14 protein-coding genes are annotated in these 13,826 nt (G+C 71.9%); 4 read left to right on the top strand and 10 right to left on the bottom strand.

Features of this window, described 5'->3' with window-relative positions:
• Positions 1-48: 48 nt before the first annotated feature.
• Positions 49-642 (bottom strand): YigZ family protein, encoded by a 594-nt coding sequence (locus tag ASC67_RS09965; RefSeq protein WP_056318946.1) that lies wholly within the window; start codon positions 640-642, stop codon positions 49-51.
• Between ASC67_RS09965 and ASC67_RS09960 the strand changes: the two genes are divergently transcribed.
• Complete coding sequence (locus tag ASC67_RS09960; protein ID WP_082535988.1) at positions 641-1,690, top strand: rhodanese-like domain-containing protein; 1,050 nt, start codon at positions 641-643, stop codon at positions 1,688-1,690. The two genes, ASC67_RS09965 and ASC67_RS09960, sit on opposite strands and share 2 nt — an antisense overlap.
• 21 nt (positions 1,691-1,711) lie before the next feature.
• Here the strand turns inward: ASC67_RS09960 and ASC67_RS09955 are convergent, their stop codons facing one another.
• Positions 1,712-1,900: a hypothetical protein gene (locus ASC67_RS09955; RefSeq protein ID WP_156466721.1), complete on the bottom strand. Its 189-nt coding sequence runs from the start codon at positions 1,898-1,900 to the stop codon at positions 1,712-1,714.
• A 157-nt stretch (positions 1,901-2,057) separates the two neighbouring features.
• Here ASC67_RS09955 and ASC67_RS09950 point away from each other — a divergent pair, with 157 nt between their 5' ends.
• Complete coding sequence (locus ASC67_RS09950; protein WP_056318932.1) at positions 2,058-2,885, top strand: AraC family transcriptional regulator; 828 nt, start codon at positions 2,058-2,060, stop codon at positions 2,883-2,885.
• Between the two features lie 34 nt (positions 2,886-2,919).
• Here ASC67_RS09950 and ASC67_RS09945 read toward each other — a convergent pair whose 3' ends face one another.
• Positions 2,920-3,516: a hypothetical protein gene (locus ASC67_RS09945; RefSeq protein ID WP_056318928.1), complete on the bottom strand. Its 597-nt coding sequence runs from the start codon at positions 3,514-3,516 to the stop codon at positions 2,920-2,922.
• A 183-nt stretch (positions 3,517-3,699) separates the two neighbouring features.
• Here ASC67_RS09945 and ASC67_RS09940 point away from each other — a divergent pair, with 183 nt between their 5' ends.
• Positions 3,700-4,668 carry a DMT family transporter gene (locus ASC67_RS09940; protein ID WP_056318925.1) on the top strand — a complete coding sequence of 323 codons (969 nt, stop codon included), beginning with the start codon at positions 3,700-3,702 and terminating at the stop codon, positions 4,666-4,668.
• A 46-nt stretch (positions 4,669-4,714) separates the two neighbouring features.
• Here the strand turns inward: ASC67_RS09940 and ASC67_RS09935 are convergent, their stop codons facing one another.
• Positions 4,715-5,674, bottom strand: a complete 960-nt coding sequence (locus tag ASC67_RS09935) for an alpha/beta fold hydrolase (RefSeq protein WP_056318921.1) — start codon at positions 5,672-5,674, stop codon at positions 4,715-4,717.
• Between the two features lie 132 nt (positions 5,675-5,806).
• Here ASC67_RS09935 and ASC67_RS09930 point away from each other — a divergent pair, with 132 nt between their 5' ends.
• Positions 5,807-6,745: a LysR family transcriptional regulator gene (locus ASC67_RS09930; RefSeq protein ID WP_056318915.1), complete on the top strand. Its 939-nt coding sequence runs from the start codon at positions 5,807-5,809 to the stop codon at positions 6,743-6,745.
• Here ASC67_RS09930 and ASC67_RS09925 read toward each other — a convergent pair.
• From ASC67_RS09925 to ASC67_RS09900, 6 genes are all read right to left on the bottom strand, one after another.
• Entirely contained in the window at positions 6,723-7,838 is a 1,116-nt protein-coding gene (locus ASC67_RS09925; protein WP_156466720.1) for a hypothetical protein, read from the bottom strand. The two genes, ASC67_RS09930 and ASC67_RS09925, sit on opposite strands and share 23 nt — an antisense overlap.
• Before the next feature lie 53 nt (positions 7,839-7,891).
• Positions 7,892-8,884 (bottom strand): hypothetical protein, encoded by a 993-nt coding sequence (locus ASC67_RS09920; protein WP_156466719.1) that lies wholly within the window; start codon positions 8,882-8,884, stop codon positions 7,892-7,894.
• A 13-nt stretch (positions 8,885-8,897) separates the two neighbouring features.
• Positions 8,898-9,611, bottom strand: a complete 714-nt coding sequence (locus ASC67_RS09915) for a hypothetical protein (RefSeq protein WP_056318904.1) — start codon at positions 9,609-9,611, stop codon at positions 8,898-8,900.
• A 66-nt stretch (positions 9,612-9,677) separates the two neighbouring features.
• Complete coding sequence (glcF, locus tag ASC67_RS09910; protein ID WP_056318901.1) at positions 9,678-10,919, bottom strand: glycolate oxidase subunit GlcF; 1,242 nt, start codon at positions 10,917-10,919, stop codon at positions 9,678-9,680.
• Between the two features lie 14 nt (positions 10,920-10,933).
• Positions 10,934-12,064: a glycolate oxidase subunit GlcE gene (glcE, locus tag ASC67_RS09905; RefSeq protein ID WP_056318898.1), complete on the bottom strand. Its 1,131-nt coding sequence runs from the start codon at positions 12,062-12,064 to the stop codon at positions 10,934-10,936.
• Positions 12,065-12,107: 43 nt separating this feature from the next.
• Entirely contained in the window at positions 12,108-13,622 is a 1,515-nt protein-coding gene (locus ASC67_RS09900; RefSeq protein ID WP_056318893.1) for an FAD-linked oxidase C-terminal domain-containing protein, read from the bottom strand.
• Between the last annotated feature and the right edge of the window lie 204 nt (positions 13,623-13,826).

Genomic DNA, 13,826 nt, shown 5'->3' with positions numbered 1-13,826 from the left:
CGGGAGGGGCGATTGTCCATGCCCGGCGTCCCCCGGCCGGAGGGCGGGTCAGTCCTGTGGCGCCACCCACACCAGCCGGCCCTGCCCACCGTCGTCGAGCCGCCGCCGCAGCGCCGCCGCCTCGCTCTCGGGCAGGCTGAACTGCAGCTCCACATGCATGCCGTGGCTGACCTGCAGCGCACCGGCGCCGGCGGCGTCGAGCTCGCGGCGCAGCCAGCCCTCGAGCGCATAGGGCAGCACGCAGCGCAAGGTCTGCAGCCGCTGCAGCGGCCGCTTGTCGGCGCCGAGCAGGGCCTGGGCTACCGCGTCGGTGTAGGCGCGCACCAGGCCACCGGCGCCGAGCTTCACGCCGCCGAAGTAGCGCACCACGGTGGCCAGCACGCCGTCGAGATCCTGGTGGCGCAGCACCTCCAGCATCGGCCGGCCCGCGGTGCCGCCGGGTTCGCCGTCGTCGACCGCGGCCGAGGCGCCACCGGCCAGCAGCGCCCAGCACACGTGCGCGGCGCCGGGGTGCAGCGCCCGCAACGCGGCCACGCGCACCAGCGCCGCGGCGCGGTCGGCCACCGGCTCGACGCAGCCGATGAAGCGGCTCTTGCGGATCAGCAGTTCGCTGTGGACGACGGTGGTCAGGGTGCTGGGCATGGGCGCGCAGCTTAGCGGCTGGCCCTGCGCCGGCGCGCAGGCACGCGCTGTGCTCGAATGCCGACTGTCCCTCTCCTCCGGAACGCACCGCGTGCAGGACCTCATCGCCCTTGTCGTCCAGCATGGCCTGATCATCGTGTTCGCTACCACGCTGGCGGCGCGCATCGGCGTGCCCGTGCCGGCCGCGCCGCTGCTGGTGGTGGCCGGAGGCCTGGCGGTGGGAGGCGCGCTGTCGCTGCCGGCGTTGCTGGCGGTCGCGGTCGTCGCCAACGTGCTGGGCGATGCTGTGTGGTTCGCCGCCGGGCGGCGCTACGGTCACCGGGTGCTCGGCCTGCTGTGCCGCATCTCGTTGTCGCCCGATTCCTGCGTGCGCCAGAGCGAGGCGCTGATCCTGCGCTGGGGCGGCAGCTCGCTGGTGGCGGCCAAGTTCGTGCCGGGCGTCTCGGTCGTCGCCGCGCCGATGGCCGGTGCGGTGGGCATGAGCGTGGCGCGTTTCGTCGGTTATGACGCGCTGGGCGGTGCCGTGTGGTCGCTGGTGTTCCTGGGCCTGGGCGCGGTGTTCAGCCTACAGATCCAGGAACTGCTCGACGCGCTGGCCCGGGCCGGCGCGGCCGCGACCGGCTTGCTGGTGCTGGGCATCGCCGGCTTCGTGCTGTGGCGCTACCTGCGGCGGCGGCGCTTCCGCGACGCCGCGGCGATGCCTCGCATCACGCAGGCCGAACTGCACGCGCTGATCGACGAGGGCGCGGCGCCGGTGATCCTCGATGTGCGCTCCAGCGCCGCCGCCGGGCTCGACGTGCGTCACATCCCCGGCGCGCGGCTGGTGGAGCTGAGCGAGGTCGCGGACCACGCGCCACGCTTGCCGCGCGACCGCGAGATCGTGCTGTACTGCAATTGTCCTAACGAGGCTTCGGCGGCGACGGCCGCGCAGGCGCTGCGGGCGGCCGGGCTGCAGCGAGTTCGGCCGCTGGCCGGCGGACTCGACGGCTGGGCGGCGACAGGTGGCGCGGTGGCCGAGGGCCGGCCGCCGCCGCTGTCGGGCCTTTGAGGCCGGAGGCGCGGCCGGGCGCTAGGAAGTCGGTGCCGCGGGCGCCATCTGCTTGCAGACGTTGCCGCCGACGATGGTCAGCCGCAGGCTGCCACCGTGCCACTCGAGCCAGTTCAGGGCCACATAGTCGGCGATGGTGCCGGCGTCGATCAGGTCGGCGCGCCGCTGCTTCAGGTGATCGACGGTCTGCCGCAGGCCATCGCGCAGCATCTCGCGCCGCGGATCGGGGCGGGCGGCCGCCGGAAGGGAGCGCCGCTTGGGCGTCGAAGGGCGTTGGAGGGCGATAAGGTTCTCCAGGAGCGGGCCTCCACAGTAACAGCAGCGGCGCGGAGGGGCCAGGCATTTCTCCGCATGCCATGATCCTGCGATGGACGGCGTTCCCTCGCATTTCGATCACCCGCTCGACGCCGTGGAGTTCCGCCGCCCGGCGCACCGCGAGGGCATCGAGCTGTACCGCGCGCACATCGTGCGCCACGCCTTCGAGCCGCACACCCACGAGGCCTTCGGCCTCGGCGCGATCGAGTCGGGCGTCGAGCGCTTCCGCTACCGCGGCAGCGACCACCTGGCACCGCCCGACTCGCTGGTGTTGATGAATCCCGACGAACTGCACACCGGACGGGCCGAGACCGACGGCGGCTGGCGCTACCGCATGGTCTACCTCGATGCCGAGGTCGTGGAGCGCGTCAGCGGCGAGCGCGGCTGGGATTTCGGCGAGGCGGTGGGCCACGACGCGCCGCGGGCGCGCCGTGTCGGCGCGCTGCTCGAGCGGCTCTGGCAGGCCGACGAGCCGCTGGCCTTCGACAGCCTGCTGCACACGCTGCTGGCCGAGTTTCGCACCCATGCCCGCGTGGCGCGCGAGAGGCCTGCCGAAGGCGCGTTGCGCTTCGCGCCGGTGGTCGACTACCTGCGCGCTTATCTGGACCGCCGCCTCACGCTCGACGAACTGGCGGCGGTGGCCGGCCTCAGCCCCTTCCATTTCCTGCGCCGCTTCAACGCGCAGTACCACGTGACGCCGCAGCAGATGCTGATGGCACTTCGGCTGTTCGAGGCCAAGCGCCTGCTGGCCGCCGGCGACCCGGCGGCGCAAGTCGCCGCGGCCACCGGTCTGGTCGATCAGGCGCACCTGACACGCGCCTTCGCGCGCCGCTACGGCGTCACGCCAGCGCGCTACCAGCGGCAGGTGCGGCGGCAGTAACCGGTCGCGGGCGGCGGACGCTGCGCGGTGCCGCTCAGGGGAAGGCTGGCACGTCCGGCTCGATGCCCTCGAAATGCGCTTCCGGATGGGTGGACTGCAACAGCGACTCGATCTCCTGCACGCGCGAGCGCGGCACGTCCAGCATCAGCAGGATCTGGCCCTGCGCGATCGCGCCCTCGAAGCGGCGCAGCCGGCCGCTCGGCGCGGCGATGCCGATCATGCTCGACGACCAGGCGCCCAGCAGGCCGCCCAGCACGGCGAGCACCGCCGCCATCGCCCACTGTGGTGAATCGAGCGCCGATCGCAGCTCGGCACCACTCCAGCTCGGCGACGAGAACACGGCGCGCAAGGCCGACAGGCCAGACTCCGAATCGCCGACGATCGGGAAGAACATCGCGGCCAGCACACCGATCACCGCCCCGCCCAGTCCGCCGATCACCAGCCCGGCCTGCGCCGAGCGCAGCACGTCGGAGGTCTGCAGGATGTTGGCGGCATGCAGCCCGGACATGTCGGCGTTCTCGCGCGCGACGAAGTGGATATGGGCCTCGCCGATGCGGGCGAGCAACAGGTCGTTCATGGTCCGCCTGGCACTCGTCAGATCGGGTAGCAGCCAATAGATGCGTCTGCGCATGGCACCCTCCTTGAGTTCCCGCCGGGATGCACCCCGCGGGGGTCGACGATTTCCTTATACGCCTGCCCATTCATGCGTCGCAAGCAGGGGCAAGGCGCGCGGGCCGCAGCGCGGAGGTTCCGCGACGGCAGCGCAAGCCGGTACAAGACGGCCGGGGTCGCGGGCGACTACGCTCGCGGAATCATGTGGATCGGAACGCTTTTCGCGCTGGCCGCCGGCCTGATGTGGGGCCTGGTGTTCATCGCGCCGACCTTGCTGGCCGACTACCCGGCGGCCCTGCTGTCGTTCGCGCGTTATCTCGCTTTCGGGCTGATCGCGCTGCCGCTGGCGTGGCTGGACCGCGCGCGCCTCCGGCAGTTCACGCGCGCCGACTGGCGCGAGGCGCTGCGCCTGTCGCTGGTCGGCAATCTGCTGTACTACCTGTGCCTCGCCGCAGCCATCCAGCGTGCCGGCGGGCCGCTGCCGACGATGATCATCGGCACGCTGCCGGTGGTGATCGCGATCACCTCGAACCTGCGCGACGCCGCGCGCGACGGCCGGCTGCCCTGGGGCCGGCTGACGCCCTCGCTGGCCCTGATCGCGGCCGGCATCGGCTGTGTCAACCAGGCCGAGATCGCCGCGCTGCGCGCCGACCCGCAGGCCGACCTGGGTCGCTACGCGGTGGGCGCGCTGCTGGCCGTGGGCGCGGTGGCGTGCTGGACGTGGTATCCGCTGCGCAACGCCGACTGGCTGCGCGCGCACGCCGACCGCAGCCCGCGCACCTGGGCCACCGCGCAGGGCGTGGCGACACTGCCGCTGGCGGCGCTGGGTTTCGTAGGCTTCTGGGTGTGGAACGCAGCGAGCGGCCAGGCCTTCGCCATGCCCTTCGGTCCGCAACCCGAGCGCTTCGTGCTGCTGATGCTCGCGGTCGGCCTGTTCGCCTCCTGGCTGGGCACGCTGTGCTGGAACGAGGCCAGCCAGCGCCTGCCGACCTCGCTGGTCGGCCAGCTGATCGTGTTCGAGACGCTGTCGGCGCTGGCCTATGCCTATGCGCTGCGCCACGAATGGCCCGGCCCGCTCACGCTCGCCGGCGTCGCGCTGCTGATCGCCGGCGTGATGTGGGCGCTGCGCGTGCGCCCCGAGCCGCTGGCGGCCGAGGCGCACGCGGCCTGAGCGCGAGCAGCGCCCGCCGCAGGCCCGGGCCGCTGGCGTTGTCGCCTCAGCCGATGAACGCGGTGATCGCCGGGATCACCGTCTGCGGCGCCTCTTCCATGAGCCAGTGGCCCGAGCCGGCGACGACTTGGCCGCGCACATCGGTGGCCACCAGCCGGGCCTGCTCGATCAGGAAGTTGCCCGAAGCCTTCTCGCCGGTCAGCACCGACAACGGCATCGTCAGCTTCGTGGCGGAGAAGGCGGCAAAGTCCTTCGCGTCCTGCTCGAAGCTCTTGAAGTACTCGAAGCCGGCCCGCATGCCGCCCGGCTGCGCATAGGCGGCGGCATAGACGCGGCGGTCGGCCTCGGGCACCGAGCGCGCCGGGTCGGCCGCGAAGTCGTTCCAGAAGTGCTCGAAGTAGATGCGCTCGCGCCCGGCCACCAGCGCCAGCGGCACCTCGCCATGGAAGTGGAAGTGCCACAGGTCGCGCAGCAGCCACACGTCCTTCCAGTTGCCGATGCCGGGCAGGAAGGCGTCCATCAGCAGCACGCGCTCGGTGGCCTGCGGGAACTGCGCCGCGTAGGCGTACGCGACCATCAGGCCGATGTCGTGGCCCACGACAGTGGCGCGCTCGTGGCCGAGCGACCGCAGCAGCGCATGCACGTCCTGCGCGAGCGTCTTCTTGTCGTAGCCGCCGGCCGGCTTGTCGGACGCGCCGGCGCCGCGCAGGTCGGGGACGATGACCGTGTGGCGTTTCGCCAGCTCGGCCATCAGCGGCCGCCACATGTGGCCGGTCTGCGTGTAGCCGTGCAGCAGCAGCACCGCGCTGCCCTGGCCACCGACACGGACGTTCAGCTGCACACCGTTGACCGGCACGCGGCGCTCGGTGAAGCCGGCGGGCAGCGCCGCCGGGCTCTTGGCGGCAGCAGCAGCGGCGATCGGCAATGCGGCGGCCGCGACGGCGGTGCCGGCGCCCAGGGCGAGGCCGAGGACCGTGCGGCGGGAGGTTGGCAGGGAGGTGTTCATCGAGGGCTCCTTCGGGGGTGTGCGGGTTGCGATGGCGGCGCCACCGATGACTGCAATTTAGGATTCATTTTTCATGTCGAACAGAGGCTGAAGATTCACAATGTGTTCAGCTTTACTGAACCAAGGATGCCGATGGACCGCCTGCGTGCCTTCGAGGTGTTCGTCGCCGTGGTGTCGAAGCAGGGCTTCGCCCGCGCCGCGGAGGCGCTCGACACCTCACCGGCCAATGTCACGCGCTACATCGCCGAGCTGGAGGCGCATCTCGGCGCGCGGCTGCTGAACCGCCACTCGCGCAAGCTGTCGCTGACCGAGAGCGGCGAGGCGCTGTACGAGCGTGCCCGGACCGTGCTCGACGACGTGGCCGAGGCCGAGGCGCTGGCGTCGACCGCCACGATGCAACCGCGCGGGCGCCTGCGCATCAATGCACCGCTGAGCTTCGGCATCCTGCATCTTGCGCCCCTGTGGCCGCAGTTCCGCCAGCGCCACCCGGAGGTCGAGCTCGACGTGGCGCTGATCGACCGCGTGGTCGATATCGTCGAAGAGGGCTACGACCTCGCGATCCGCATCTCGCGCACCGGCTCCACCGCGCACGCGGCGCGCAAGCTCGCCGCCTCGCGCAACATCGTCTGCGCCTCACCCGGCTACCTGCGCAAGCACGGCCGGCCGCGCGTGCCGGCCGACCTGGCCGCGCACGCCTGCGTCGGCTACACCTATGCGGCGACCGCCGACGAGTGGCGTTTCGTCGACGAGCGCGGCGAACCCCACGCCGTCAAGGTGAACTGCGTGATGCACACCAACAACGGCGACACCGCGCGCGCCGCCGCCCTGGCCGGCATGGGCGTGATCTGGCAGCCCAGCTTCCTGATCGGCGAGGACCTGCGCGACGGCCGGCTCGTGCCGCTGCTGCCGGGCTACCGCATGGGCGACATCGACGTGCTGGCGCTCTACCCGAGCCGGCGCCAGCTCAGCGCCAAGGTGCGCGTGATGATCGACTTCCTGGCCGAGGCCTTCGCCGGCGTGCCGCCGTGGGATCGCGACGTCGAGGTCGTTACTCGCAGGCGCCTGCGCTGAACAACTCGCCCGCCACCTGCGCGAACGATTGCTGCAGCACAGTGAGCTCGACCTCGGCGCGGGGGTTGCCCTTGCCGCCGTCCTCGACGTGCTCGGTCGTCTGCAGCTTGCTCACGGGGGCGCGCTGGCGCGGCGTCATGGTGACGTTGAGCGTCAGCTTGTGCGACGGCAGCACGCGCGGTATGCCGCGCATCTGCTCACGGACCTGGCGTTCGCAGCTGGCGCGGTCCACGCCCGGCAGCTTCAACCCGAGCGGCACGCCGCCCAGCGACAGGCCCTTCGAGCAGGACCGCAGCGCAGCCTCGAGCCGGTCGTATTCGGGGTTGTCGACCCGCGAGCGTGCCCACTCGATGACGTCGACGCCGATGCGGCAGCGTGCGCTGGCATCCTGCGCCGGCACGACCGGGTGGCCGCCCGACTCGCCCAGCCACGAGGCGACATAGGTGGTCCAGTTGGCGTTGTTGCGGCCGCGCTGCTTCACACCCTCGAGCGCGACCGGCACGCCGCGCGTGGCGGTGCGGAAGCGGTCGCCGACCAGGCGATCGATCACGTCGAAACGCAGCACGTCCACGCGGTCGTCGGCCTCGCGCACGCTCACCACGATGCCGGCGTATCGGCCGTTCGAGCGCACGATCGAGCCGCTGTCGGACTGGATGATGCGCAGCTTGTCCTCGAAGGCCAGCGTGTGCCACTGCGAGGTGCCGCCGGCCGCGCGCAACCGCACGATGGTTTCGCGTCCGCCGGGGTAGTGCCGCACCACCTCGAAGGGCGTGTTCGCGGCCGTGGCGGCGGGCGCCACCTCCGCCGCGTCGGGCCAGCGATCGTTGCAGGCCACGACGGAGCGAGCCGGCAGCTCGATCAGCGCCAGGTCTTCGGTGCGCGACGGGTTGTAGTAGATGCGCTGTCCGGTGGCCTTGCCGCCGCTGCGGTCGGTGACGGTGATGTCCGCGCCGGCTTCCGACACCACGTGTCCGGCGGTCACGATCAGGCAGCGCTCGCCGCGGCGAAAGCCGTAGCCCGAGCCGTTCGAGTCGCCCTGGCGGATGTCGACCGGTTCGGCGCCGGCAGTGGAGAGCAGGGCCGGAGCCAACAAGCAAAGCAGTCGGGCGATCGAAGGGCGCGGCATCGTGGGTGGGAGGCAAATCGTCATGAGGACGGGGAGGGCCGAAACAGCGCGGGCAACGCAACGACCGTCTGCGCCAGCGTGCCGAGCAGCAGGAGGGTGGCCGCGAACATCTGCACGAACTGCAGCGAGACGAAGCGGTTCCACCAGGTGACGGCGACGGCGCGTTGTTCGCCGCCGTGCTGCGCGATGCCGATGCGCGCAGTCGTCACGTGCAGCTTCACGTCGAGCGCGCGATCCTTGTTGTCGTAGACGATGCCGGAGGCGCTCACCGGGGCGGTGCCCAGGCAGGCGAGCTGCGCGGGCGCCTCGGCATGAGCCAGGCAGGCATGCGTGTCGACGCGGCTGCCGGCGTCCAGGGTCTCCTCGATCACCGGCACGCTGCGGTCGGTGAAGGGTTCGCGGGTGCGCGCCTCGAGCTTGCCCTCGCGCAGCAGCGGCGAGGTGGTCTGCTGCCAGCCGCCGCCATGGCGCAGCAGTTCCCCCAGCACCACGCGGCCGCTCAGCAGCAGCACGGTGCCGGACGGCTTGTCGTCCGCGTCCTGGCCCTTGCCTGCGGCGGCAGGGCGCGTCGTCCGTACGCTCAGCGCGCGAGGACCCTTCCCGGGATCCGTCGGCAGCTCCAGATGCTGGTCGTCGACCGTCACCACCACCGCAGGCTGGCCGGTCTGCGCGATGCAGCGCGCGTGCAGCGGCCCACGGGTCAGGTCGATGCGCCACAAGCCGTCGGGGCGACGCTCCAGCACCGCGCGCGCGCCGCCGCGCAGGTGCACGCTGGTGGCGCTGGCTGCTCGCGCCGGCGGTGTCGCGCCGGCCCCGAGCGCCACGGCCTCGGCCCTGCCGAGGTCCCAGACCAGTTCCTGGTCGCACAGCGGCTCGACCGACAGGACGTCGGTGTTCGCGGTCAGCGTGAATGCGGTGTCCTTCGCGGTGCGCAGGCTGAGCGGCAGTGCGATGGCGGCCGCCAGCAGCGCGAGCACCAGCATCGTTGCGACGTGAGAGACGAAATGTCTCATCGTGCGCCTGCCGTCACCAGCCGACGACCACCGGCTGCTCCAGCTCGTCGAAGCCGTCGCGACGCACCAGTGTGACCTTGCCCTTGCTGCCGACGACGCTGGACAGCGGCAGCTCGCACAGCATGTCGAAGCGCACCGTCGACTTGTCGGGCGCACGCCGGCACAGCTGGGGTTGCCTGCCCTTCACCATCACCAGCATCTCCGGTGCGCGCCGGCTGTTGACATACAGCCGCAGCGTCGCGGCCGTCGCTGTTGCGGACGGGACCTCCCAGGCCGCGACCATCGGCTGTTCGACCGACGAGCCGTTCTCGACATAGCGCACCGACACCGCGACGCGCTCGGGCGCCAGCGGATTGGGGCGCAGGCGCTTGCCGTCCTTCGGCTCCAGCTCCAGCTCGATCCATTCGCCCTCGTGGGCCTCACCCTGGAAGGCGCCGTCGCCGCGCAACCGGCCATCGGCGGTGGTGAGGCTCACGCGCACCTGCCCGCTGAACGGCGCCTTGGCGCGGGCGTACAGGAATTGCGCGCCGATCTGCGACTGCACGCCGACCAGGGCCGTGCCCACCACCGCCTGGCCCTGCACCTGCGTCGGGGGGTCGATCACCTCGCGGTACTCCTGGCCCGTCACGGGGGTGAAGGGCCCGGCCAGCACCTCGCCAACCGCGATCAGCGCGAACAGGCCGGCACCGCGTGCGCGCCAACGGCCGCGCCCGTCATGAACTCCCATGGTCCCCCCTTGCAGTCGCCGGTATGCTAGTCAGCAATCTGCGAGAGAACAAGCGCGGCAAGGACCTCAGCCCAGCGCCTCGTCCAGCACCTCCACCCAGTGCTTCACCGGCGTCGGCGTGCCGCTCTGCAGGTGCTGGATGCAGCCGATGTTGGCCGACACGATGGCCTGCGCGCCCACCGGCGCGAGCGCGGCGAGCTTGCGGTCGCGCAGCTGGTAGGCCAGCGTCGGCTGCAGCACCGAGTAGGTGCCGGCCGAGCCGCAGCACAGGTGGCTGTCGGTCGGTGTCAGCGTGACGTCGAAGCCGAGTTCGCGCAGGCCACCCTCGACGCCGCCGCGCAACTGCTGGCCGTGCTGCAGCGTGCAGGGCGGGTGGAAGGCGAGCTTGGGTGTCTTGCCACGCAGCCGCGGCTTGAGTCTGGGCACCAGGTCGGGCAGCAGTTCGCTCAGGTCCCGGGTCAGTGCCGAGATCTTGGCTGCGCGCTCGGCATACGCCGGGTCGTGCTTCAGGTGGCGGGCGTAGTCCTTGACGGTCACGCCGCAGCCGGAGGCGTTCATCACGATCGCCTCGACGGCGCCCTGGCCGGTCAGGCCCTCGACCAGCGGCCACCAGGCGTCAACGTTGCGGCGCATGTCGGCCAGACCACCGTCGTGGTCGCCGAGGTGGTCGCGGATGGCACCGCAGCAGCCGGCGTCGTCGGCCACCAGGGTCTGGATGCCGGCGGCGTCGAGCACGCGCGCGGTGGCGCTGTTGATGTTCGGCGCCATCGCCGGCTGCACGCAGCCCAGCAGCATCAGCACCTTGCGCGGGTGGCTGCGGGTGGGCCAGCGGTGGGCGCTGGCGGGTGCCTTCGGCGGCACCTTGGCCTTCAGCGACGCGGGCACCAGCGGACGGAACAGCTGGCCGAGCTTCATCGCCGGCGCGAACAGCGGCGAGGTCAGGCCTTCCTTCAGCGCCGTGCGAGCGGCGCGCTCGCCGGCCGGGCGCTCGACCTTGGCATCGACCACACGGCGGCCGATGTCGACCAGCGCGCCGTACTGCACGCCCGACGGGCAGGTGGTCTCGCAGTTGCGGCAGGTCAGGCAGCGATCCAGGTGCAGCTGGGTCTTGCGCGTCGGCTCGGCGCCCTCGAGCACCTGCTTGATCAGGTAGATGCGGCCGCGCGGGCCGTCGAGCTCGTCGCCCAGCAGCTGGTAGGTCGGGCAGGTGGCGGTGCAGAAGCCGCAGTGCACGCACTTGCGCAGGATCGCTTCGGCGTCGGCGCCGTCGGCGCTGCCCTGGTATTCGGGGGCAAGGGTGGTTTGCATCGTGCGGGGTCAGCTCACAGATCGGGGTAGAGGCGGCCGCGGTTGAACACGCCGGCCGGGTCGAACTCGCGCTTGAGCTCGCGCTGGATGCGTGTCAGCGGCGCACTCAGCGGCGTGAACACGCCGGCCGCCTTGTCGCCGCCGCGGAACAGCGTGGCGTGGCCGCCGGCGCGCTGGGCCGCTTCGCGGACCGTGGCCGCACTGGCGGCGGTGCACCACCAGCGCTGCGCGCCGCCCCATTCGATCAGCTGCTCGCCGGGCAGCGAGACCGGCGCGGCGGTCTGCGGCACCGACAGGCGCCACAGGGCGGCGCCGGTGTTCGACTCGACCGCGGTGCGGGCCTTGATGAAGAACTCGTCCTCGTGGTCGCGCAGGCCGTCCCAGAACGGCGTGGCCATGCCGTCGTCGACGCCCTCGCCGCGGTGCTTGGTGAGCAGGGTGTCGACGGCGGCGTTGACCGCGGCGCGTGCGCCGCGCAGCCGCAGCAGCAGCATGCCGGACCACCACGCGCTGGCGCTGATCGGCAACGGCTGGCCGCCCCAGGCGTTGAGCTGCGCCAGCGCCGCGGCCTCGTCGAGCTCGAAGCGCAGCGTGGCCGTGGCCGGCTGCACCGGCAGCACCTTCAGCGACACCTCGAGCACGATGCCCAGCACGCCCATCGAGCCGCACAGCAGGCGCGACACGTCGTAGCCGGCCACGTTCTTCATCACCTGGCCGCCGAAGCTCAGCACCTCGGCGCGACCGTTCAGCAGCGTGGCGCCGAGCACGTGGTCGCGCACCGCGCCCACGCTGGCGCGACTGGGCCCGCTCAGGCCGGCCGCGACCAGCCCGCCCACCGTGCCCTTGGCGACCGAGCCGATGCGAAAGCGCGGCGGCTCGAATGGCAGGCACTGGCCCTGCTCGGCGAGTGCCGCCTCCAGCTCGGCGATCGGCGTGCCGGCGCGCGCGCTCACCACCAGCTCGGTGGGCTCGTAGCTGGAGATGCCGGTGAGCCCGGTGGTGTACAGCGCCTCGCCGTGGCGCGGGCCGCCGTAGAAGGCCTTGGAGCCGTGGCCGGCGATCTCGAGCGCGCTGCCGTCGGCCTGCGCGGCGCGCACGCGTTCCACGAGCGCGCGCAATGCGGGGTCGTCGTCGGGAGGGGTCATCGTCGTGGCTCTTCTTCTCGAACGAATGGAGGACAGGCCGGCGTCAGAACCGCGGCAGGTCGGGGAAGGGCAGCAGGCCCTTCTTCACGTGCATCTTTCCGTACTCGGCGCAGCGGTGCAGCGTCGGGATCACCTTGCCGGGGTTCAGCAGGCCGGCCGCGTCGAAGGCGCGCTTGAGGCCCAGCATCTGCTCGCGCTCGGCCGGCGTGAACTGCACGCACATCGAGCTGAGCTTCTCGATGCCCACGCCGTGTTCGCCGGTCACGGTGCCACCGAGCATCACGCTGGTCTCCAGGATGTCGGCGCCGAACAGCTCGGCACGGTGCAGCTGGTCGGGGTCGTTGGCGTCGAACAGGATCAGCGGGTGCAGGTTGCCGTCGCCGGCATGGAAGACGTTGCAGCAGCGCAGGCCGTACTTCGTCTCCATCTCGGTGATGCGGGTCAAGATCTCGGCCAGCTTCTTGCGCGGGATGGTCGAGTCCATGCACATGTAGTCGGGGCTGATGCGGCCGCTGGCCGGAAAGGCGTTCATGCGCCCGCTCCAGAACTTCAGCCGTTCGGCCTCGCTGGTGCTGATGTCGAAGCGCGTCGCGCCGGCGCCCTCCATCACCGCCACCATGCGCGCGATCTCCTCCTCCACCTCCTCGGGCGTGCCATCGCTCTCGCAGATCAGGATGGCGTATGCGTCGAGGTCGTAGCCGGCGTGCACGAAGTCCTCGACCGCGGCGGTCATCGGCTTGTCCATCATCTCCAGGCCGGCCGGGATGATGCCGGCGCCGATCAGCGCGGCCACCGCGTTGCCGGCCTTGCGCACGTCGTCGAAGCTGGCCAGGATGGCGCGCGCCAGCAGCGGCTTGGGCACCAGCTTCACCGTGACCTCGAGCGTCACCGCGAGCATGCCCTCGGAGCCGATCACCGCCGACAGCAGGTCCAGGCCCGGCGCGTCGAGCGCCTCGGAGCCGAACTCGACCGGCTCGCCCTCGACGGAGAATCCGCGCACCCGCAGCACGTTGTGGATCGTCAGGCCGTACTTCAGGCAGTGCATGCCGCCGGAGTTCTCGGCCACGTTGCCGCCGATCGTGCAGGCGATCTTGCTGCTCGGATCGGGCGCGTAGTACAGGCCGTGCGGCGAGGCTGCCTCGCTGATCGCCGCGTTGCGCACGCCGGTCTGCACGACGGCGGTGCGGCTGAGCGGATCGACCTTCAGGATCCTGTTGAACTTGGCGAGCGAGAGCGTCACGCCCAGCTCGTGCGGCATCGCGCCGCCCGACAGGCCGGTGCCGGCGCCGCGCGCCACCACTGGCACCGCGAGGCGGTGGCAGGCCTTCAGCACCGCGGCGACCTGGGCCTCGGTCTCCGGCAGCGCGACGACCAGCGGCATCGCGCGGTAGGCGGTCAGGCCGTCGCACTCATAGGGGATGGTGTCCTCGCGATGCCACAGCAGCGCATGGGCCGGCAACAGCGGCGCCAGCGCGGCCACGACCTCGGCCTGGCGGCGGCTGCGTTCTTCGCGGGACAGGGCGGCAGGCAGCGCGGTCGCGGCGAGGGGTGCGTTCATCGATGTCTCCTGGCGTGGCCGCCGATCCCCACGGATGGCGACGGCCGCACTCAACGCGTGAGCTTAAGCGCTGGCGACCCCGCCGGCCATGCGCTCGGGTTCTGGCGGTTTTGACGCGGACGAGGGCAATGGGCGTGTCGCGAAGGGGGGTGGCGCGCGCTGGACCCGACCCCCTCACCCCGGCCCTCTCCCCCGTGGCCGGTG

Source organism: Methylibium sp. Root1272 (genome assembly GCF_001425905.1).
In the GTDB taxonomy this organism is placed as follows: domain Bacteria; phylum Pseudomonadota; class Gammaproteobacteria; order Burkholderiales; family Burkholderiaceae_C; genus Methylibium.
Note: the sequence above shows the minus strand (reverse complement) of the source record. Positions and strands in the feature narration are given on the sequence as shown.